This is a genomic window from Streptomyces albicerus (assembly GCF_008905045.1).
Classification (GTDB): domain Bacteria; phylum Actinomycetota; class Actinomycetes; order Streptomycetales; family Streptomycetaceae; genus Streptomyces; species Streptomyces albicerus.
Genome location: NZ_VWMY01000018.1, coordinates 59,521 through 79,816 on the forward strand (window position 1 = coordinate 59,521; position 20,296 = coordinate 79,816).

Sequence of the window (20,296 nt, forward strand, 5' to 3'; positions counted from 1 at the left end):
CACACCCCGCCATACGCGCACGTCAGGGGCAGTGGATGACCTGTCCCGCGTACGAGAGATTGCCGCCGAAACCGAAGAGCAGGACCGGGTCGCCGGTGGAGATCTCGCCCTGTTCGACGAGCTTGGACAGGGCGATCGGGATACTGGCGGCGGAGGTGTTGCCGGACTCGGCGACATCGCGCGCGACGACGGCGTTCACGGCGCCGATCTTCTCGGCGAGCGGCTCGATGATGCGCAGGTTCGCCTGGTGCAGCACGACCGCCGCGAGGTCCTCGGGGGTGAGGCCGGCGCGCTCGCAGGCCTTGCGCGCGATGGGCGGCAGCTTGGTGGTCGCCCACCGGTAGACGCTCTGGCCCTCCTGGGCGAACCGCGAGGGGATGCCCTCGATGCGTACCGCGTGCCCCATCTCGGGCACCGAGCCCCACAGCACGGGGCCGATACCGGGCTGCGCGGCGGCGTCCGCGGCCTCGACGACCGCGGCCCCCGCCCCGTCCCCGACGAGCACGCAGGTCGTGCGGTCCGTCCAGTCGGTCACATCGGACATCTTGTCGGCGCCGATGACGAGCGCCCGGGTCGCGGCACCGGCGCGTACGGCGTGGTCGGCGGTGGCCAGCGCGTGTGTGAAGCCCGCGCAGACGACGTTGACGTCCATGGCGGCCGGCGACGGGATGCCGAGGCGGGCGGCGACGCGGGCGGCCATGTTCGGCGACCGGTCGACGGCGGTGGAGGTGGCCACCAGCACGAGGTCGATGTCGCCGGGAGCGAGGCCGGCCGACGCGAGGGCCTTGGCGGCGGCGTGCGCGGCGAGCTCGTCGACGGGTTCGTCCGGCCCGGCGATGTGGCGCGTACGGATGCCCACACGGCTCGTGATCCACTCGTCGCTGGTGTCGACCAGCTCCGCCAGGTCCTCGTTGGTGAGAATCCTGGCGGGCTGATAGTGGCCGACAGCGGCGATGCGTGAGCCGTTCATGGGCAGTCCCCTTTTGTTGCCTGGGTAACGGGACTCACCAGTCTGATCAGGTACTCACGGGTACGAGGACACGTAAAGCCACAGGAATGGTGTGCCACCCTTGTCGGCTTCCGTCAGACCCTCGGACGCCCGAACACCTACCCCGTGAACAGCTGAGTGGCCTTCCGTACGAGTTCGTACAGACCATACGCGAGTGGCGCTCCCACCCAGAGCCAGGCGAAGGTGATCAGTCCGCGGCGGCCGGACGGACTGCTGTCAGGCGGGCTGCTGTCGCTCGTGGACATCGACTGCCTCCTTCTGGGCGGGGATGTGGTGACGGGCGTGGACGGGGCGGACGAGCTCGTTGGCGACGAAGCCGATCACGAGCAGCCCGATCATGATGATCAGTGACAGGCCGTAGAGGGACTCGCCGGACTTGCCGGCCTCCTCCTGCCGGTCCGCGATCCAGTTGACGATCAGCGGTCCGAGGACTCCGGCGGTCGACCAGGCGGTGAGCAGCCGCCCGTGGATCGCGCCGACCTGGTAGGTCCCGAAGAGGTCCTTCAGGTACGCGGGGATGGTCGCGAAGCCGCCCCCGTAGAAGGAGAGGATCACCAGCGCGCAACAGATGAACAGCGGCTTCGAGGAGTCCCCGACCCAGGCGATGAGCGCGTACATCAGCGCGCCGACGCCCAGGTAGACGCGGTAGATGTTCTTGCGGCCGATCAGGTCGGACGTCGAGGACCAGCCGATACGGCCCAGCATGTTGGCCGCCGAGAGCAGTGCCACGAACCCGGCCGCCGCCGACGCGGAGACGGGTGTCGAGGTGTCCGCGAAGAAGTCCGTGATCATCGGGGCGGCCTTCTCCAGGATGCCGATCCCGGCTGTCACGTTCATGCAGAGCACGACCCACAGGCACCAGAACTGGGGAGTGCGTATGGCGCTGTTCGCGGAGACCTGCACCCCCTCGAGCGGCGCCGGACCACCGTCGGCCGCGGTCTTCGCGGGGCGCGGCACGCGCACCAGCAGCACGCCGAGCGACATGAAGACGGCGTACGTCAGTCCGTGCACGAGGAACGCCTGGGCGATCCCGGTGTTGTCGGAGCCGAAGGACTCCAGCATCTGCGCGGACCACGGCGAGGCGATCAGCGCACCGCCGCCGAATCCCATGATGGCGATGCCGGTGGCCATGCCCGGCCTGTCCGGGAACCACTTGATGAGCGTCGAGACGGGCGAAATGTAGCCGATGCCGAGACCGATCCCGCCGACGAAGCCGTAGCCGAACACGATCAGCCAGTACTGCTCGGTGGCTGCGCCGAGCGCGGAGAGCAGGAAGCCCGACGAGAAGCAGATCAGGGCCACGGTCATCGCCCAGCGCGGCCCGTTGCGCTCGACGAGCGTGCCGCCGAACGCGGCGGACAGGCCGAGCATCACGATGCCGAGCTGGAACGGCAGGGCGCTCTGCGTGCCGCTGAGATCGAGCGCGGACTCCAGGGAGGGCTTGAACACGGACCAGGCGTAGGCCTGTCCGATGGAGAGGTGGACGGACAGGGCCGCGGGCGGGACCAGCCAGCGGCTCCAGCCGAGCGGTGCGACAGGGGGACTCATGATCCCGGACGATAGGAACCGGTCGCTCGGTTGGGAAGGCGGCCCACCCGAACTCGTCGACCGTATGCGGTGAACGGTATTCCGGACGCGACGAACGGTCGCTCCGGGCCGACGAACGGTCTTTCCGGGGCCAACTCCGGGCCTCACGAAGGGTGTTCAGGCTGGGACAGCCTGTGCGTTCAGGACGGGACGGCCTGTGTGTTCAGGACGGGACGGCCTGTGTGTCCAGGACGGACAGCCGCTGCGTTCCGGATGCGGCACCCGCCTGCCCCAGAAGCGGTACCGAGCGTGTTCCAGGAGCGGCACGAGGCGTGTTCCAGGTGCTGCGCGAACCCTTGTCGCTCCAACTCCCATACTGTAGACAATATTCCGTCGACACAGTTCACCGCTGATCAATTCAGCATCTCCTCGGTACCCTCGACCGAACGGAGCCCCTCCAGTGAAAGTGGCAGTTCTCGGCGCCGGTGCGATCGGCGCCTACGTCGGTGCCGCGCTGCATCGCGCGGGTGCCGATGTGCACCTCATCGCCCGTGGACCGCATCTCGCGGCCATGAGGCAGCACGGAGTGCGAGTGCTCAGCCCGCGCGGCGACTTCACCGCCCGGGCCCACGCCACCGACGACCCGGCCGAGGTCGGCCCGGTCGACTTCGTCTTCCTGGGCCTGAAGGCCAACTCGTACGCGGCGTGCGGGCCGCTCATCGAGCCTCTTCTCAACGACACGACGGCGGTCATCGCCGCCCAGAATGGCATCCCCTGGTGGTACTTCCACCGGCACGGCGGCCCGCACGACGGCCACCGTGTCGAGAGCGTGGACCCGGACGGCGCGGTCAGTGCGGTGCTCGCGCCCGAACGGGCCATCGGTTGCGTCGTCTACGCGGCCACGGAACTGGCAGGTCCCGGAGTCGTACGCCATCTCGAAGGCACGCGGTTCTCCATCGGCGAACCCGACCGCTCGGTCTCGGCGCGCTGTACGGCGTTCAGTGAGGCCATGGTGGCGGGCGGGCTCAAGTGCCCGGTGGAGCCGGACCTGCGCAACGACATCTGGCTCAAGCTGCTCGGCAACATCTCCTTCAACCCCATCAGCGCCCTGGCCCGCGCGACCATGCGGCAGATGTGTCTGCACGGCGGCACGCGCCGGGTCATCGAGATCATGATGACCGAGACGCTCGCGGTCGCCGATGCGCTGGGCTGCGAGGTGGGCGTCTCCATCGAGCGGCGCCTCGCGGGCGCGGAGCGCGTCGGCGACCACCGCACCTCGACCCTGCAGGACCTGGAGCGCGGCAAGCCGCTCGAACTCGACGTACTGCTCGCCGCCGTCGTCGAGTTGGCGGAGATCACCGATGTTCCCGTGCCCACCCTGCGCACCGTCCACGCCATCTCGGACCTGCTCGCACTGAGGACCGCCGCATGAGGACGTCCACGAGCAGGTCCACGAGGCCGTTCAGGAGGACGTCCATGAGGACTTTGAGGAACGCAGTATGAGGAAGCGCGACCGAACTCCCAAGACGTACACCCGACTTGAGTACCCCCTGGTCCGTGACTCCCGCGACGAGCCCTTCCGGCGCGCCACCTGGGACGAGGCCCTTGACCGCGCCGCCCGGGGCCTGGGCGCGGCACGCGGCGCGTTCGGCTTGTTCTCCTGCGCCCGCGCGACCAACGAAATGAACTACGTGGCGCAGAAGTTCGCCCGCGTCGTCATGGGCACCAACAACGTCGACTCCTGCAACCGCACCTGCCACGCGCCCAGCGTCGCGGGCCTGTCGGCGGCCTTCGGCTCGGGCGGCGGTACCTCCTCGTACGGCGAGGTCGAGCACACGGACCTCATCGTGATGTGGGGCTCCAACGCCCGTTTCGCCCACCCGATCTTCTTCCAGCACGTACTGAAGGGGATCAGGAACGGCGCCCGGATGTACGCGGTCGACCCGCGCCGCACGTCCACGGCCGAGTGGGCGGAGAGCTGGCTCGGCCTGAACGTCGGCACGGACATCCCGATGGCGCACGCGATCGGCCGCGAGATCATCCACGCGGGGCTGGCGAACCACGCCTTCATCGAGCGGGCGACCACCGGCTTCGAGGAGTACAAGCAGCTCGTCGAGCCCTGGACGCTCTCGCTCGCCGAGAAGGTGACGGGCGTACCGGCCGCCGCGATACGGGAGTTGGCGCACGCCTACGCCCGAGCCGAGCGCGCCCAGATGTGCTGGACACTCGGGATCACCGAGCACCACAACGGCACGGACAACGTACGAGCGCTCATCAACCTGTCGCTGTTGACCGGCCATGTGGGGCGCTTCGGCTCGGGATTGCAGCCCCTGCGCGGCCAGAACAACGTGCAGGGCGGCGGCGACATGGGCGCCATCCCGAACCGGCTGCCCGGCTTCCAGGACATCCTGGACCCGGACACGCGGCTGAAGTTCGAGTCCGCGTGGGACACCGTCATCCAGCCCCACTACGGGCTGAACCTGACGGAGATGTTCGAGGCCATGGAGGAGGGCACGCTCAAGGCCGTCTACTGCATCGGCGAGAACCCGGCGCAGTCGGAGGCCGACAGCGAGCAGGCCGTACGACGTATGCGGGCCCTCGACTTCCTCGTCGTCCAGGACATCTTCCTGACGAAGACGGCCGAGCTGGCGGACGTCGTCCTGCCCGCGACCGCCGGCTGGGCCGAGACCGAGGGCACAACGACCAACAGTGAGCGGCGAGTTCAACGCGTGCGCCGGGCCGTCATCCCGCCCGGTGAGGCCCGCGAGGACATCGACATCCTCTGTGACCTCGCCTCCCGCCTGGGCCACGAGTGGAAGTACGCCGACTCCGAGGCCGTCTGGAACGAGCTGCGGTCGATGTCTCCGGACCACTTCGGGATGACGTACGGGCGCTTGGAGGAGCTCCAGGGCATCCAGTGGCCGTGCCCGGACACGGACGGTCTCGAACCGACCTATCTGCACGGCCGGTTGTGGGCCTCCGACCCGGCCGAGCGCGGTCGGCTCGCGCCCTTCGGCCTTGTCCAGCACGATCCGCCCGTCGATCTGACGGACGAGGATTACCCGATCCGCCTCACCACCGGGCGGCGGCTCGACTCGTACAACACCGGTGTGCAGAGCGGCAGTTTCGCGTCGCCGCTGCGGCGCGGCGAGTACGTCGAGCTGTGCCCGGAGGACGCCGAGCACTACGGCGTGGTGGTCGGCGAGGAGGTCCAGGTCTCCTCGCGGCGCGGGGCGGTGGTGGCGCCGGTGTGGATCGATCCGGCGCTGCGGCCCGGGCTCGCGTTCATGACCATGCACTTTCCCGACGAGGTGGACACCAACCAGCTGACGATCGAGGAGAACTGCCCGATCGCCGGTACGGCGGAGTTCAAGGCGTCGGCGATCCGGATCGAGAAGCTTCCGGTTGCGACTCACGTGAGGTGATGTGGTGGACCTGCACTTCGGCGACAGCAAGCCGACGGACGAGGAACGGGCGGCGGTCGACGCGCTGCTCGGGCCTCCGGAGTCTTCATGGGAGGGCGCCGACCGTTCGGACGCCGACCTCAGGTGGGCGCGCGGCGGCCGTGAGGCACGTGAGCGCCGTGACCTGCTGTTGCCGGGGCTGCACGCCGTCAACGACCGGATCGGCTGGATCAGCGAGGGCGCCCTCGACTATCTCTGCCGACGGCTGACCGTGCCGCCGGCGGAGGCGTACGGCGTCGCCACCTTCTACGCGATGTTCTCGGTGAAACCGCGGCCCGCGACCGTCCTGCACGTGTGCACGGACCTCGCGTGCGCGGCGGCCGGTGCCTCGGAACTGTGCGCCGGCGTCGAGGCCCGGCTCGGCCTCGGCAGCGGGGTCGGCGTCGAGCGCAGCCCCTGCCTCGGCCTGTGCGAGCGCGCTCCGGCCGCGCTGGCGATCAAGGCCGGGGATCCGGTGCGTACGGCCGTGTCGGCGCCCGCCACCGTCGAGCGGGCCGTGCTCGCGGCGAGCGCGCCCGACTCGGCGCCAGAGGAGCCGTCGGCGGCCCTGGCGGTACCCCAGGCGGGCCGTGCGGAGCTCGTCCTGCTGAGCCGCGTCGGCGTGGTCGACCCCGCGTCGCTGGACGACTACCGAGCGCACGGGGGCTACACGGCACTGCGCCAGGCCTTCGCGATCGGCCCCGCCGGGGTCATCCGCGAGGTCACCGACGCGGGCCTGGTCGGGCGCGGCGGCGCCGCCTTCCCCACCGGCCGCAAATGGCAGGCCACGGCGTCGCAGCCCGACCATCCGCACTACCTCGTGTGCAACGCCGACGAGTCCGAGCCGGGCACCTTCAAGGACCGCGTGGTCATGGAGGGCGATCCGTACTCCCTCGTGGAGGCGATGACGATCGCCGCGTACGCGGTCGGCGCGCACAAGGGCTACCTGTATCTGCGCGGCGAGTACCCGCGGGCGCTGCAACGCCTGGAGCACGCCATCGGACAGGCACGCGCGCGTGGGCTGCTCGGCGACGACATCCTCGGCCAGGGGTACGCCTTCGACATCGAGATCCGGCGCGGCGCGGGCGCGTACATCTGCGGCGAGGAGACCGCCCTCTTCAACTCCATAGAGGGGTACAGAGGAGAGCCCCGGTCGAAACCGCCCTTCCCCGTAGAGAAGGGTTTGTTCGGCAAACCCACTGCCGAGAACAACGTCGAGACGCTGGTCAACGTGCTGCCCATCCTCACGATGGGCGCGCAGGCGTACGCGGCGATCGGCACCGGCAAGTCCACGGGCCCCAAGCTGTTCTGCGTGTCGGGCAGCGTGGACCGGCCCGGCATCTACGAGCTGCCGTTCGGCGCGACACTCGGTGAGCTGCTGGACCTTGCGGGCGTACGTAAACGTTTGCGCGCGGTGCTGCTCGGCGGCGCGGCCGGTGGCTTCGTACGCCCCGACGAGCTGGACATCCCGCTCACCTTCGAAGGCACACGGGAGGCGGGCACGACGCTCGGCTCGGGTGTCGTGCTGGCCTTCGACGACACCGTGCCGCTGCCGCGCCTGTTGCTGCGGATCGCCGAGTTCTTCCGCGACGAGTCGTGCGGGCAGTGCGTGCCGTGCCGGGTCGGGACCGTGCGCCAGGAGGAGGCGCTGCACCGCATCGTCGAGCGGACGGGCGCGGACGCGGCATCCGACATCGCCCTGCTTCGCGAGGTGGGCCGCGCCATGAAGGACGCCTCGATCTGCGGTCTCGGGCAGACCGCGTGGAACGCCGTGGAATCCGCCATCGACCGCTTGGGGGCGTACGAATGACCGTGACACCGCTGGGGATCCCCCGCCGTCTGCTGGAGTTCACGCTCGACGGTGAGCCCGTGCGGGCACCGGAGGGGTCGACGATTCTCGACGCCTGCCGGTCGGCGGGCAAGGACATCCCGACCCTCTGCCAAGGGGACACACTCACCCCCAAGAACGCGTGCCGGGTGTGCGTCGTCGAGGTCGAGGGCTCGCGCACCCTCGTCCCGGCCTGCTCACGCAAGGCCGAGGCGGGCATGCAGGTGCAGACGGACACTGAGCGAGCCCGGCACAGCCGCAAGATCGTCCTCGAACTGCTCGCGTCCTCGGTCGACCTGTCGACCACACCGGAGGTCGCCGGGTGGCTCAAGGAGTACGAGGCGAAGCCCGACCGTTTCGGCCCGGACGCGGCCCGTCTCAACGAGGAACCGAAGGTCGACAACGACCTGTACGTCCGCGACTACGACAAGTGCATCCTCTGCTACAAGTGCGTGGACGCCTGTGGCGACCAGTGGCAGAACACCTTCGCGATCTCGGTCGTCGGCCGGGGCTTCGACGCCCGTATCGCGGTCGAGCACGACGCGCCGCTCACGGACTCGGCGTGCGTGTACTGCGGCAACTGCATCGAGGTGTGCCCGACGGGCGCTCTGTCGTTCAAGTCGGAGTTCGACATGCGCGCGGCGGGTACGTGGGACGAGGCGGCGCAGACCGAGACGACCACGGTGTGCGCGTACTGCGGAGTGGGCTGCAATCTCACCCTGCACGTGCAGGACAATGAGATCGTGAAGGTCACCTCGCCGCACGACAACCCGGTGACCCACGGCAACCTCTGCATCAAGGGCCGCTTCGGCTACCAGCACGTACAGAACCGGGACTGATCAAGACATGGGACGAGTCACGGAACGACGCAAGGTGATCCGCATCCGGGACGGGGCGGTCTCAACCCGCCCGGACACGCTCGTCGCCGAGGAGCCACTGGAGATCAGGCTCAACGGCAAACCCCTCGCGATCACGATGCGCACCCCGGGCGACGACTTCGCGCTCGCGGCGGGCTTCCTCGTCAGCGAGGGGGTGCTGGGCAGAGCCGACGAGCTCCAGAACATCGTGTACTGCGCCGGCGCGACGGTGGACGGCTCGAACACGTACAACATCGTCGACGTGAAGACGGCGCCCGGCGTCGTCATCCCCGACATCACCCTCGAACGCAACGTCTACACGACCTCGTCCTGCGGCCTGTGCGGCAAGGCGAGCCTGGACGCGGTCCGTACGACGGCCCGCTGGACGATCGACGACACGGCGGGCGACACCACTCCCCCGGTCCGGCTCGCACCCGAACTGCTCGCGAGCCTCCCCGACCGGCTGCGCGCGGCGCAGCGCGTGTTCGACCGGACCGGGGGCCTGCACGCGGCGGCCCTGTTCACCGAGGACGGCGAGCTCCTCGACATACGGGAGGACGTGGGCCGGCACAACGCGGTCGACAAGCTGGTCGGCCGCGCCCTCCAGAACGGCTCGCTGCCGCTCTCCCGCACTGTCCTGCTGGTCTCAGGCCGGGCGTCCTTCGAACTGGCCCAGAAGGCGGTGATGGCGGGCATCCCGGTCCTGGCCGCGGTCTCGGCGCCGTCCTCGCTCGCGGTGGACCTGGCCGCCGAGTCGAACCTGACGCTCGTGGGCTTCCTGCGGGGCGCCTCCATGAACGTGTACGCGGGCGAGCACCGCATCGCCCTGCGGGCCGCGGCCGCCCAGGGCTGACCGGTCTCCCCGCGACACGGCGGCGGGGCCCCGAGCCGGCGGGGAGCGCCCCCTGCGCCGGCGGGGCCCCGCTGTGCTTATCGGCGCTCGGTTCGCCTCCGGGGCGCAGAAGGCTGTGTCGAGCCCCCTCGGCTCACTCGCGGGCCGGCTTCACGTACTCGGCGATCAGTGGGTGCCGGTGCGGCGACCCGGGGTCCGTGTACGTCCCTGTCACGGACGGCGGCACGGTCCTGGTGTGAGCCCGGCTCCGGGTGTGGCCCCTGCTCACCCCTGGGCGAACCGCACGTCCGAGGCATTGACGACGGTGCCCAGGCGCGGGAAGTCCAGCTTCACGGAGGCCTCGTGTTCGGGACCGGTGAGGGCGGCCATGGCGTCCTCGACGAAGATGAGGTCGTAGCCGAGGTCGACGGCGGCGCGCGCGGTCGACTCGACACCGAGGTTGGTGGCGATGCCGCCGAACACCAGCGTGGTGATGCCGCGTTCGCGGAGCCGGTCGTCCAGACCGGTGCCCTGGAAACCGCCGATGGTCCGCTTCACGATCTCGACATCCCCGTCGGCCGCGAGCCCGGCGACCAGTCCACTGCCCGGCGGCTGCTCGGGGACGCCGGGCCGCTCGACGCGGACGAGCACGACGAGCGCTCCCGCCTCCCGGAAGGCCGCCGCCAACTCTTCGGCGACGGCGACGACTTCGGGCCCCTTGCGGGGTTCCAGGGGCAGTCCGACGATGCGGTCCATCAGGTCGACGAGCACGAGGGCGGTGCGCGCGGGGTCGAGGGCGAGGCGGAGGTCCATGTCCGGTGCGTTCATGACGGAACGTTAGCCTGCATCAGCCGTCCGTACCGGAAATCCGGATCAACGGGTTCATGAACCGCTCGGGTTGAGCCAATGATCCATCAAGCGGTGGTACGACCTGTCTTGACGCTCCGTCAGCACCCGTCCGGAGGTACCGCCATGGCGGGCGCATACCCCGGCGCAGGACCAGGACGTACGCGATCTGCGCGCCCAGTCGAGGCCGGCGGCGGCGACCGGGGCGCGGCAGGCGCGGGCGGAGAGCGCGGGCCCGGCGGGGAGCGCGGACCACGCGGCGAGGCGGACGGCCTGGACGGGGCCGGCGGTCCGTTGCTCCGCCGGGCCGCCCGGTGCCGACGGTGCGTAGGGCTGTCAAGGACCGAAGGGGGATCCCGGCCCCAGGGGCGAGCAACGCGAGCCCGGGCCCGCCTGCCCGGACGGCCACAGCCTCCGGGTGCCCGCGGACGATCCGGACGCGCCGGTCTGCCGCAGGAGTGGCGCGACCGCTCCTGTTCCCGAGCCCGCAGGGGCTCCTCCCGGTGCCCCCGCCACTGCTCCGACGGAGGGAACTCCCCTGGCCACGGCACGCGTCGTCGCCCGCCCACGGCACCTGGTGTTCCACAGTCTCAAGAGGGGCTCTCATGATCACGGCACGGGAGCCCGCCCGACCCCTGTCCGCGAACTTCCCCACTGCGACCCGTGCACGCTTCTTGTGAGGTGCCTGAGCGCCCAAGTAGCGTCTGTGGCGCGCACGTTGGACGTGGGATGTCCAGATGTCCAGACGTATCCAAGTGTCCAGACGCATGAAGGGCAGGTCGCACCATGCCGTCAAGTCTTCGCGCACGCCTCAGAGCCACCCTGGCAGCGGTTCTCACCACCGCCGCGCTGCTCGCGCTGACAGGCCCCGCGCAGGCCCAACCGCCCGACGAGCCTGGCGAGTCCACCGAGTTCGAACAGCAGGTGATCTTCAAGGCCTCCCAGGATCCCGGCTACGCCTGCTTCCGCATCCCGGCCGTCGTGAAGACGACGAAGGGCACGCTGCTCGCCTTCGCCGAGGGCCGGGTGAACGACTGCAGCGACGCCGGCGACATAGACATCGTGGTCAAGCGCTCCACCGACGGCGGCCGCACCTGGAGCCCGCTGCAGGTCGTCAACGAGGGCGCGGGCGACACGCACGGCAACCCCGCCCCGATCGTGGACCGCGAGACAGGGCGTGTCCTGCTGGCCGAGACGTACAACACGGGACGCACGGACGGCCGCAACTGCGACGTTCCCTGCGACCGCACCCCGCACCTGCAGCACAGCGACGACGACGGACTCACCTGGTCCGAGCCGCGCGACCTCAGCGACGAGATCCTGCCGGACCACTGGAACTCCTGGTACGCGACCGGCCCCGTGCACGGCATCCAGCTGACCCGGGGCGCGCACGCGGGCCGGCTCGTCTTCGGCGTCAACACCGAGACGTGGAGCGGCAGTCAGGTCACCGCCAACCACGCCGCGCTCATCGTCAGCGACGACGGCGGCGACCACTGGCGGATCGGGGCGACGGACTCGTGGCCGATCGCCGCCGACGGCACGTTCCGGCAGAAGCCGTCCGAGATCACCATGACCGAGCGCACCGACGGGACGATCCTCGTCAGCGGCCGTGAGCAGGACGGCACCGATCTCGGCCATCGCACGCAGGCGGTCAGCCGGGACGGCGGCGACAGCTTCGTCTCCCCCTTCCGCGCCCTCCCGGACCTCTACACGCCCCAAGTCCAGGGTTCCACGCTGCGGTTGGGCAACCGGCTCCTGCTCGCCTGCCCCGGCGACCCGGACCGCCGCCGGACGATGATGATCCGCTCCTCGTACGACGGCGGGCGCACCTGGGACAGCGTGGACCGCGGCACGGTCGTCACGACCGACTGGTCCGGCTACTCGGACATGGTGGGCATCGGCCTCGACACGGTCGGGCTGATGTACGAGGGCGGGGCGATAGATGCGCGCGACGAGATCCGCTTCGCGCGGTTCCACGAGGACTGGCTCCAGGAGCGCCGCGGCCCGGACCCGACCACCGCCGACCTCGCCCCGGGCGCCGGCCGCGCGGCGGTCCTCGGCGGCGTGAAGGAGACGGCGGGCGTGTCCGGCGGCGCCCTCGAGTTCGACGGCACCGACGACGCCGTACGCCTGCCCTACCGCGACGGACTGCCGCTCGGGACCAAGGACTTCACGACGTCGCTGTGGTTCCGCTACACGGCCACCACCGGTGAGCGGCCGCTGCTGTGGATGGGCGGGGTCGGCACCACCCAGCCGCAGGTGTGGCTGCGCGGCGAACCCGCGAGCAACCGCATCCAGGGGCTGATCACCGTGCGGGACGGCGCGAGTGCCCCGCGGTCCGCGTCCGTGCGCACGACCGTCGCGTACAACGACGGCCAGTGGCACCATCTGGCGCTGCGCCGCGGCGGCGGACAGCTCACGCTGTTCATCGACGGGGCCGCGATCAGCACGGCGGACGTGCCCGGTTCCGTGAGCCGCAATTCGCCGTTCGGTGTGCACATCGGCCAGAGGCCCGACAGCCGGGCGCACTTCGCGGGCGCGATCGACGGCGTACGGGTCTACGACCGTGCGCTGAGCGACGCCGAACTGACCGATGCAAGGTTCGATGCAACGGCCGATGCACAGGCCGGTGCAGAGGCCATCGATGTGACCCGGGACACCGTCCTGTGGCTGCCCATGGACCGGGTGAGCGGCAGCCACTAACGTCCCGGGCGTGCCCGACGACGCACGAGCACGACAGCGCACGGGGACCGGTCTGGGCCTGCTCCTGGCCCTGGTCCTCGGGGCCGTGCTGCTCACCGCCCTCCCGGACGACGAGGACCGGGAGGGCGCCTGCCGGGCCCGTACGGTCTCGTCGTGGGCCGCGGACCCGGACCTCACGGGCGAGTTCGCACGGTACGGGGACGACGCCTCGCGGGCCGACGACTGGACCGGCGGCGACGGCACGCACTCGGTGCGGCTGCCGGACGGGCGGGTGCTGTGGCTGTTCTCGGACACGTATCTCGGCCAGGTGTACCGTCCGCCGAACCCGGCGGGCGAGTCCTACGCGTGGCGGGACACGACCGCGCCCCTGGTCCGCAACTCAGCCGTGGTCATGGACGACGGCCGCCTCCAGCGCACGCTGCCCGCGCCGCTGTTCGCAGACCCGGGGCCCGGTCAGTGGCGCTGGCCGGTGGCGGCTCGGGTCGAGTCCCGCTCCCCCGGCTCGTCCGAGCAGGTCGTACGGGTCGTGCTGTGGACCCGTACGACCGGCCAGTACCCCTGGATCTACGGGGTCCCCACCGCCACCGAGGTCGCCACGCTGTCGCTGCCCGACCTGCGGGTCGAGGGGATCGTGCGGATCCTCGACCAGCAGCGGGTCCAGGATCCGGCGCAGCGGGTGCTGTTCGGTACGACCGCGCTGACCGGCGACGGGAAGTGGACGTACGTCTTCGGCGGCGACGACGCCCGGGCGGCCTCGCGTCCCGCGTCGAAGGCGTACGTCGCGCGCGTGCCCCGCGACCGGCTGGCGGATCCGGCCGCGTGGCAGTACTGGGACGGCGAGCGGTGGACCATCCCCTCGCTGATGAAGCCCGTGCTGGGGGACGGCGGGCGCAAGGGGGTGGGCAGCGCCTTCACGGTCGCCCGCGACGGGGGTACCTATGTGCTGTTCACGATGGCCGCGGGCGCCGAGGGGCTGACGACGATCACCTCGTACTGGGCGTGTTCCCCCACTGGGCCCTGGCACGGGCCCGGCAAGGGCTTCAGTCCGCCGCTGCCGGAGCAGCGGGCGGGCGTCGCGGCGTACAACCCGCAGGCCCACCCGGCGCTGAACGGCGGCAGGCTCGTGCTGAGCTACGACGTCAACTGGCTGGACACGACCGGTGGCGTCGCGGCGCAGTCGAACCTCAACCGGAACGTGTCCCTGTACCGACCGCGATTCGTGACTCTGCGGCTGGGGTCCGGCTGACGGCCGGCCGTTCCGCCTCGGGGTCGTGGGAGCGGCGTTTGGCGATGACCGCGCAGACCATGAGCTGCATCTGGTGGAAGAGCATCAGCGGCAGCACGGCCAGCGAGGCCTGGGCGCCGAACAGCACGCTCGCCATGGGCAGTCCGGAGGCGAGGGACTTCTTCGACCCGGCGAACTGGATGGCGATGCGGTCCTCGCGGTTGAAGCCCAGCGCCTTCGAGCCGTACCAGGTGAGCGCGAGCATCACCGCGAGCAGCACGGCCTCGACGGCGAGCAGGCCGCCCAGGCGCAGCGGGCTGACCTGGTGCCAGATGCCCTGGACCATGCCCTCGCTGAACGCGGTGTAGACGACGAGAAGGATCGAACCGCGGTCGACGTATCCGAGGACCTTCTTGTGGCGCGTGATGAAGCCGCCGATCCAGCGTCGCAGCACCTGTCCTGCCAGGAACGGCACGAGCAGCTGCAGCACGATCTTGAGGAGCGAGTCCGCGGAGAAGCCGCCTCCGGTGCTGCCGAGGAGGGCCGCCGCGAGCAGCGGGGTGGCCACGATGCCCACGAGGGAGGAGAAGGAGCCCGCGCAGATCGCGGCGGGCACGTTGCCGCGCGCGATGGAGGTGAAGGCGATCGAGGACTGGACCGTGGACGGGACCAGGGTGAGGAAGAGCAGGCCGGTGTAGAGCGAGTGGTTCAGGAGGACCGGTTCGAGCCCGCGGGCCGCCAGGCCGAGCAGCGGGAACACCACGAACGTGCAGGCCAGGACCGTGACGTGCAGCCGCCAGTGGCGCAGGCCGTCCATCGCCTCACGGGTGGACAGACGCGCCCCGTAGAGGAAGAAGAGAAAGGCGATCGCGGCGGTGGAGGCACCGGACGCGACATCGGCGCCGGTGCCCCGGGCGGGCAGGAGGGCGGCGAGGCCCACCGTCCCGAGCAGCAGCAGGATGTACGGGTCGATCGGCAGCCAGGACGGCCACTTCAGGCGTTTCACGGTGCTCCGTTGCTGAGTCTTGTGTCGCTCAGTCTTCGTCGCTGACGTCTTTGTCGCTGACTCGGTCTGTAGCTGGTTCGGTCTGCAGGTGGTTCGTTCTATGACCGGGTGACTGGGTCGGTCTGTGGCGGGTCCGGTCCATGGACGGGTCGTGCCCTCTCCATCGTCCTCCTCAGGACCGTGATCGGGAATCCGTCATACCGTTCTGACTGTCATCATGAATCGCGATAGCCTGGGGGGCGTGTACGACCCTTCACAGCTGCGTACGTTCCTGGCCGTGGCCCAGACGCTGAGCTTCACGCAGGCCGCCCGGCGGCTCGGGTTGCGCCAGTCCACGGTCAGCCAGCACGTGCGCCGCCTCGAGGACACCACGGGGCGCCAGCTCTTCTCGCGGGACACCCACTCCGTGGAGCTGACGGAGGACGGCGAGGCGATGCTCGGCTTCGCGCGCCGCATCCTGGAGGCCCATGAGCAGGCGGCGGCGTTCTTCACGGGGACGCGGCTGCGCGGCCGGCTGCGTTTCGGCGCGTCCGAGGACTTCGTCCTCACCCGGCTTCCCGAGATCCTGGAGGCCTTCCGCCACGACCATCCCGAGGTGGACCTGGAGCTGACGGTCGAGCTCTCGGGCACCCTCCACGAGCAACTGACCGACGGAAAGCTCGACCTGGTGCTCGCCAAGCGCCGCCCCGAGGACCCGCGCGGCGAGTTGGTCTGGCACGACCGTCTGGTCTGGATCGGAGCGGAGCGGCTCCGGCTGGATCCGGAGCGCCCGGTGCCGTTGATCGTGTACCCGCCGCCGGGGATCACGCGAGCCCTGGCCCTGGAGGCGCTGGAACGCCAGGGCCGCGCCTGGCGCATCGCCTGCACGAGCGGCAGCCTCAACGGCCTCATCGCGGCCGCCCGGGCGGGTCTGGGCGTGATGGCCCACTCGCGGGGCCTGATCCCGCCGGGCCTGGTCCGCGTTCCCGACCGCTCGGGCCTCCCCGAACTCGGCGAGGTCGAATTCGTCCTCGTACACGGCAGACGCCGGACGTCCGCACAGGGGGCGGCCGACGCCTTGGCGGCATCGATCCTGGCAGGCGGCGACAGGCTGCACCGAGGCCGCCGAGCATCCTGACCGGCGGCGATCCGCAAAGGCCGCGGGGCCGACCCGCCCGGCCGACACCGCGGCGGTGGTCCCGGGTGTGACAGACGCGCCCGCCCGTGCGCTTGTAGTGATGCTGGTACGAGCACCCCGGGAGCGGCAAGTCCTGGCGGGGTGCCGCCGGAGCCCCGGCCGCCGAGGCCCCGGCATCGCGTCAGTGATCGGGGACGGCGGCGCGGTGACCCGAACACCGCACCGCCGTCCCCGCGCCGCTGAGAGCTGGCGTCACAGAGGGCTGGCGTCAATGAGGGGCAGCCCCGCAGGGGCGCCCCTCAGGGGCGCGGGGAACTGCGCGCCCAGCCACACTCAGCCCGCACATAACAAACAGCAGCCCCCGCAGACCACCCCACCCCACCCCGCCAAGCCAGCGCAGCGTAACCGCGTCGTACAGATTCCGTGGAGATTACGGGCCCGAAACTTACGGAAGAGTAAGAATTCTGTCCCGGCCTCCCCCCTTGTGGCCGTATTTCAAGGGTTGACCAGTGCGTACGCCCGGCCCTGAGTCGATTCGTCGCCCCTCCCGCCGCGACGCCCGTTGGGGTAGCTTTCACGGCGCTGCGGAGCGCCACCAAGGAGCGGGGATTGCGCGAGTTCACCAACCCTCCATTGGCGTCGGCGCCGCCGGTGGGCGGTCTGGCCGATGCCGTCTTCGAACATGCCCAGGACGACCCGCTCTACATCGCACTCGGCCGCAAGGACGACGACGGACAGTGGCGCGACGTGACGTCCGCCGAGTTCCGTGACGAGGTCCTGGCCCTGGCGAAGGGCCTGTTGGCGCACGGCATCCGATTCGGCGACCGGGTCGCGATCATGTCCCGTACGCGCTACGAGTGGACCCTCTTCGACTACGCGCTGTGGTCGATCGGCGCCCAGGTCGTACCCATCTACCCCACCTCGTCGGCCGAGCAGGTCTTCTGGATGCTGCACGACGCGCAGGTGTCGGCCGCGATGGTGGAGCACGAGGACCACGCGATGACCATCGCCACGGTCATCGACCGGCTGCCGACGATGCACAAGCTGTGGCAGCTGGACGCGGGCGCCGTGCAGGAGTTGTACGAGGCGGGCGGGCACATCGACGACGAGGTGGTGCACCGGCACCGGCGGGCGGTCACGCCCGAGTCGACGGCGACGATCATCTACACCTCCGGCACGACCGGCCGTCCCAAGGGCTGTGTCCTCTCCCACGCGAACTTCATGTTCGAGTCGGACACGGTCACCGAACGCTGGGAGCCGCTCTTCCACTCCAAGCGCGGCGACGAGGCGGCCACGCTGCTGTTCCTGCCGCTCGCGCACGTCTTCGGGCGGATGGTGCAGGTCGCCGCGATCCGGGGGAGGGTCAAGTTCGGCCACCAGCCGCAGCTCAACGCGGCGGCCCTGCTGCCCGACCTGGCCGCGTTCCAGCCGACCTTCTTCCTTGCCGTGCCGTACATCTTCGAGAAGGTCTTCAACGCGGCGCGCAGGAAGGCCGAGCGAGAGGGCAAGGCGGGCCCGTTCGAGAAGGCCGTCGAGGTCGCGGTGCGGTACGCGGACGCCGTGGAGGCGAAGGCCTGGGGCATCGGCCCCGGCCCCTCGGCCGCACTGCGGGTGCAGCACCAGCTCTTCGACAAGCTCGTCTACTCCAAGATCCGCGCCGCGATGGGCGGGCGGGTGAAGCACGCGATGTCCGGCGGCTCGGCGATGGACCGGCGGCTCGGGCTGTTCTTCGCGGGCGCCGGCGTACAGATCTTCGAGGGGTACGGGCTCACCGAGTCCACGGCGGCCGCGACCGCCAACCCGCCCGAGCGCACCCGGTACGGCACCGTCGGTCAGCCCATCCCGGGCACCACCGTGCACATCGCGGACGACGGCGAGATCTGGCTGCGCGGTGCCAACATCTTCGAGAGCTACCTCAACGACCCCAAGGCCACCGACGCCGCCCTGCACGACGGCTGGCTCGCCACCGGCGACATCGGCGCGCTCGACGAGGACGGCTATCTCACCATCACCGGGCGCAAGAAGGAGATCCTGGTGACCTCCGGCGGCAAGAGCGTCTCGCCGGGAATCCTGGAGGAACGGGTACGCGACCATCCGCTGGTCGCCCAATGCATCGTCGTCGGCAACGACCGCCCGTACATCGCGGCACTCGTCACCCTCGACGGGGAGGCCGTCGAACACTGGCTGGGGATGCGGGGCAAGCCCCAGCTGACTCCGTCGGAGCTGGTCCGCGATCCCGACCTGGAGACCGAGGTACGACGGGCCGTGGTGGCCGCGAACACCCTCGTCTCCCAGGCCGAGTCGATCCGCACGTTCCGGATACTGGCTCACCAGTTCACCGAGGAACACGGCCTGTTGACACCTTCACTGAAGCTGAAGCGCAAGGCGATCGAGAACGCGTACGCGTCGGAGGTCGAGGCCCTGTATCGGGCGTAGAGGCTGCGCCCCTTTAGGGGCGCGGGGAACTGCGCGACCAGCCACATCCAACCCGCAGCCAACACACAAGCCATTCCTGACGGTTCATCACCTACCGATGCGTCAGATATTGACGCATCGTCAGATCGCACGGATTATTTCGGTCACCCGACGGAGGGGGACCGACCGTGTCGCGAACAACCCGCACCATCGCCGCCGCGGCGGCCACAACCGCGCTACTGCTCGCCACCGCCTGCAACTCGGCGTCCACCAGCGGGACTTCGAAGGCCGAGAACTCCGTACGCGGAGTCACGGACGACTCGATCAAGGTCGGCGGCATCGTCTCCATGACCACCGCCAGCGGGTACTCGAAGAAGGACACGGACCTCGGCGCCAAGGCCCGCTTCGACCGTGCCAACGCCGAAGGCGGCGTGAACGGACGGGACATCGACTACCTGGGCGCGGAGGACGACGGCCAGGATCCGGCCAAGAACCTCTCGGCGGCGCGCAAACTCGTCCAGCAGGACAAGGTGTTCGCGATCGCGCCGATGAGTTCGACGACGTTCTCCGGCGCGGACTTCCTGCAGAAGCAGAAGGTCCCCACCTTCGGCTGGGGCACACTGCCGTCCTTCTGCGGTCCGTCGTACATCTACGGCTTCGGCGGCTGCATGGTGCCGATGCCGGGCGGCACCATCTCGCAGACCTGGCCCGAGGGCCTCAAGAAGGTGATGGGCGGCGCAGCCGGCAAGAGCGTGGCGATCATCGCGAACGACAGCGACGCGGGGACGTTCGGCATCCGCACGTACAAGCAGAGCTTCGCGTCGGCCGGTTTCAAGGTGACGTACGCGAAGCCGTCGGTGCCCGCGGCCTCCGCACCGAGCGACTGGTCGGCGTATACGAAGGAGATCCTGCGCAGTGACGGCGGCAAGGCGCCGGACGCGATCGTCTCGGTGATGCAGACCCCGTACAACATCGGCCTGTTCACGGCGATCAAGCGCACGGGATACGCCGGTCTGCTCACCGATCCGACCGACTACGACCCCGGACTGCTCGCGAAGAGCGCGACGAAGAAGGCGCTGGACGGGGTGCACGTGCTGCTGTCGTTCCAGCCGTTCGAGCAGGACAGCGCGGCCATGACGCAGTTCAAGGAGGACATCAGGAAGGCGGCAGGTAAGGACGTGCCTCTGAACATGCACATGATGACCGGCTATATGTCCGCCGACCTGTTCCTCGCCATCGCGAAGAAGGCCGGCAAGGACCTGACCGTGGCGTCCTTCCAGAAGGCGGCGGACGGGTTCGCGGACACCGGCACGATGGTCGGCGACCGGGCCGAGCCCAAGGGGCAGAAGGAGTCGTTCGGTTGCGGGGCGCTCGTCCAGCTCAAGGACGGGAAGTACGTGGTGTCGGCGCCCTTCGAGTGCTATCAGCCGATCCCCTTCAAGTAGGCCCGCAAGCCGGCCCGGTTCAGGGGGCCTTGACTACTTGGCG

Annotated in this window: 15 protein-coding genes; 10 read left to right on the forward strand and 5 right to left on the reverse strand. The window is 70.1% G+C overall.

All coding sequences use genetic code 11. From position 1 onward, the window contains the following. Positions 1 to 22: 22 nt before the first annotated feature. The 3 genes from GAS53_RS17665 to GAS53_RS17670 all read right to left on the reverse strand — a co-directional run bounded on the left by GAS53_RS17665 (position 23) and on the right by GAS53_RS17670 (position 2,557). Positions 23 to 970, reverse strand: coding sequence for a beta-ketoacyl-ACP synthase III (locus tag GAS53_RS17665; RefSeq protein WP_151478570.1), 948 nt, complete (start codon positions 968 to 970; stop codon positions 23 to 25). A gap of 137 nt (positions 971 to 1,107) precedes the next feature. Beyond that, positions 1,108 to 1,254, reverse strand: coding sequence for an MFS transporter small subunit (locus GAS53_RS55195; RefSeq protein ID WP_192583154.1), 147 nt, complete (start codon positions 1,252 to 1,254; stop codon positions 1,108 to 1,110). Beyond that, complete coding sequence (locus GAS53_RS17670) at positions 1,226 to 2,557, reverse strand: OFA family MFS transporter (RefSeq protein WP_151478571.1); 1,332 nt, start codon at positions 2,555 to 2,557, stop codon at positions 1,226 to 1,228. Before GAS53_RS17670 ends, GAS53_RS55195 begins: the two co-directional genes overlap by 29 nt. A 439-nt stretch (positions 2,558 to 2,996) precedes the next feature. Here GAS53_RS17670 and GAS53_RS17675 point away from each other — a divergent pair, with 439 nt between their 5' ends. The 5 genes from GAS53_RS17675 to fdhD all read left to right on the forward strand — a co-directional run bounded on the left by GAS53_RS17675 (position 2,997) and on the right by fdhD (position 9,517). Continuing rightward, positions 2,997 to 3,968: a 2-dehydropantoate 2-reductase gene (locus GAS53_RS17675; protein WP_151478572.1), complete on the forward strand. Its 972-nt coding sequence runs from the start codon at positions 2,997 to 2,999 to the stop codon at positions 3,966 to 3,968. 67 nt (positions 3,969 to 4,035) lie between these two features. Further along, a complete protein-coding gene (locus GAS53_RS17680) occupies positions 4,036 to 5,961 on the forward strand; it encodes a molybdopterin oxidoreductase family protein (RefSeq protein WP_151478573.1) in 1,926 nt (641 codons plus the stop codon). 4 nt (positions 5,962 to 5,965) lie between these two features. Beyond that, entirely contained in the window at positions 5,966 to 7,789 is a 1,824-nt protein-coding gene (locus GAS53_RS17685; RefSeq protein WP_151478574.1) for an NAD(P)H-dependent oxidoreductase subunit E, read from the forward strand. Then, positions 7,786 to 8,646 carry a 2Fe-2S iron-sulfur cluster-binding protein gene (locus GAS53_RS17690; protein WP_151478575.1) on the forward strand — a complete coding sequence of 287 codons (861 nt, stop codon included), beginning with the start codon at positions 7,786 to 7,788 and terminating at the stop codon, positions 8,644 to 8,646. Before GAS53_RS17685 ends, GAS53_RS17690 begins: the two co-directional genes overlap by 4 nt. A 7-nt stretch (positions 8,647 to 8,653) precedes the next feature. Then, positions 8,654 to 9,517 carry a formate dehydrogenase accessory sulfurtransferase FdhD gene (fdhD, locus tag GAS53_RS17695; protein ID WP_151478576.1) on the forward strand — a complete coding sequence of 288 codons (864 nt, stop codon included), beginning with the start codon at positions 8,654 to 8,656 and terminating at the stop codon, positions 9,515 to 9,517. 264 nt (positions 9,518 to 9,781) lie between these two features. Here the strand turns inward: fdhD and GAS53_RS17700 are convergent, their stop codons facing one another. Next, positions 9,782 to 10,324: an isochorismatase family protein gene (locus GAS53_RS17700; RefSeq protein ID WP_225858964.1), complete on the reverse strand. Its 543-nt coding sequence runs from the start codon at positions 10,322 to 10,324 to the stop codon at positions 9,782 to 9,784. An 804-nt stretch (positions 10,325 to 11,128) separates the two neighbouring features. On the opposite strand from GAS53_RS17700, the gene GAS53_RS17705 reads away from it, so the two are divergent. Both GAS53_RS17705 and GAS53_RS17710 read left to right on the forward strand, forming a co-directional pair. Continuing rightward, positions 11,129 to 13,045: a sialidase family protein gene (locus GAS53_RS17705; protein ID WP_151478577.1), complete on the forward strand. Its 1,917-nt coding sequence runs from the start codon at positions 11,129 to 11,131 to the stop codon at positions 13,043 to 13,045. Positions 13,046 to 13,055: 10 nt separating this feature from the next. Further along, positions 13,056 to 14,291, forward strand: a complete 1,236-nt coding sequence (locus GAS53_RS17710) for a DUF4185 domain-containing protein (RefSeq protein WP_151478578.1) — start codon at positions 13,056 to 13,058, stop codon at positions 14,289 to 14,291. Here the strand turns inward: GAS53_RS17710 and GAS53_RS17715 are convergent. Beyond that, entirely contained in the window at positions 14,230 to 15,276 is a 1,047-nt protein-coding gene (locus GAS53_RS17715) for a bile acid:sodium symporter family protein (RefSeq protein WP_151478579.1), read from the reverse strand. The genes GAS53_RS17710 and GAS53_RS17715 overlap by 62 nt on opposite strands. Before the next feature lie 241 nt (positions 15,277 to 15,517). Between GAS53_RS17715 and GAS53_RS17720 the strand changes: the two genes are divergently transcribed. From GAS53_RS17720 to GAS53_RS17730, 3 genes are all read left to right on the forward strand, one after another. Continuing rightward, positions 15,518 to 16,393 (forward strand): LysR substrate-binding domain-containing protein, encoded by an 876-nt coding sequence (locus tag GAS53_RS17720; protein WP_151478580.1) that lies wholly within the window; start codon positions 15,518 to 15,520, stop codon positions 16,391 to 16,393. A gap of 609 nt (positions 16,394 to 17,002) precedes the next feature. Further along, entirely contained in the window at positions 17,003 to 18,829 is a 1,827-nt protein-coding gene (locus GAS53_RS17725; protein WP_151478581.1) for an AMP-dependent synthetase/ligase, read from the forward strand. A 167-nt stretch (positions 18,830 to 18,996) separates the two neighbouring features. Next, positions 18,997 to 20,253: an ABC transporter substrate-binding protein gene (locus GAS53_RS17730; protein WP_151478582.1), complete on the forward strand. Its 1,257-nt coding sequence runs from the start codon at positions 18,997 to 18,999 to the stop codon at positions 20,251 to 20,253. Positions 20,254 to 20,296: the final 43 nt, after the last annotated feature.

Bases quoted from the DNA above. Each gene is read 5' to 3' on its own strand.
- GAS53_RS17670 (WP_151478571.1), bottom strand. From the start codon at position 2,557: ATGAGTCCCCCTGTCGCACCGCTCGGCTGGAGCCGCTGGCTGGTCCCG.
- GAS53_RS17700 (WP_225858964.1), bottom strand. From the start codon at position 10,324: ATGAACGCACCGGACATGGACCTCCGCCTCGCCCTCGACCCCGCGCGC.
- GAS53_RS17665 (WP_151478570.1), bottom strand. From the start codon at position 970: ATGAACGGCTCACGCATCGCCGCTGTCGGCCACTATCAGCCCGCCAGG.
- fdhD (WP_151478576.1), top strand. From the start codon at position 8,654: ATGGGACGAGTCACGGAACGACGCAAGGTGATCCGCATCCGGGACGGG.
- GAS53_RS55195 (WP_192583154.1), bottom strand. From the start codon at position 1,254: ATGTCCACGAGCGACAGCAGCCCGCCTGACAGCAGTCCGTCCGGCCGC.
- GAS53_RS17690 (WP_151478575.1), top strand. From the start codon at position 7,786: ATGACCGTGACACCGCTGGGGATCCCCCGCCGTCTGCTGGAGTTCACG.
- GAS53_RS17680 (WP_151478573.1), top strand. From the start codon at position 4,036: ATGAGGAAGCGCGACCGAACTCCCAAGACGTACACCCGACTTGAGTAC.
- GAS53_RS17705 (WP_151478577.1), top strand. From the start codon at position 11,129: ATGCCGTCAAGTCTTCGCGCACGCCTCAGAGCCACCCTGGCAGCGGTT.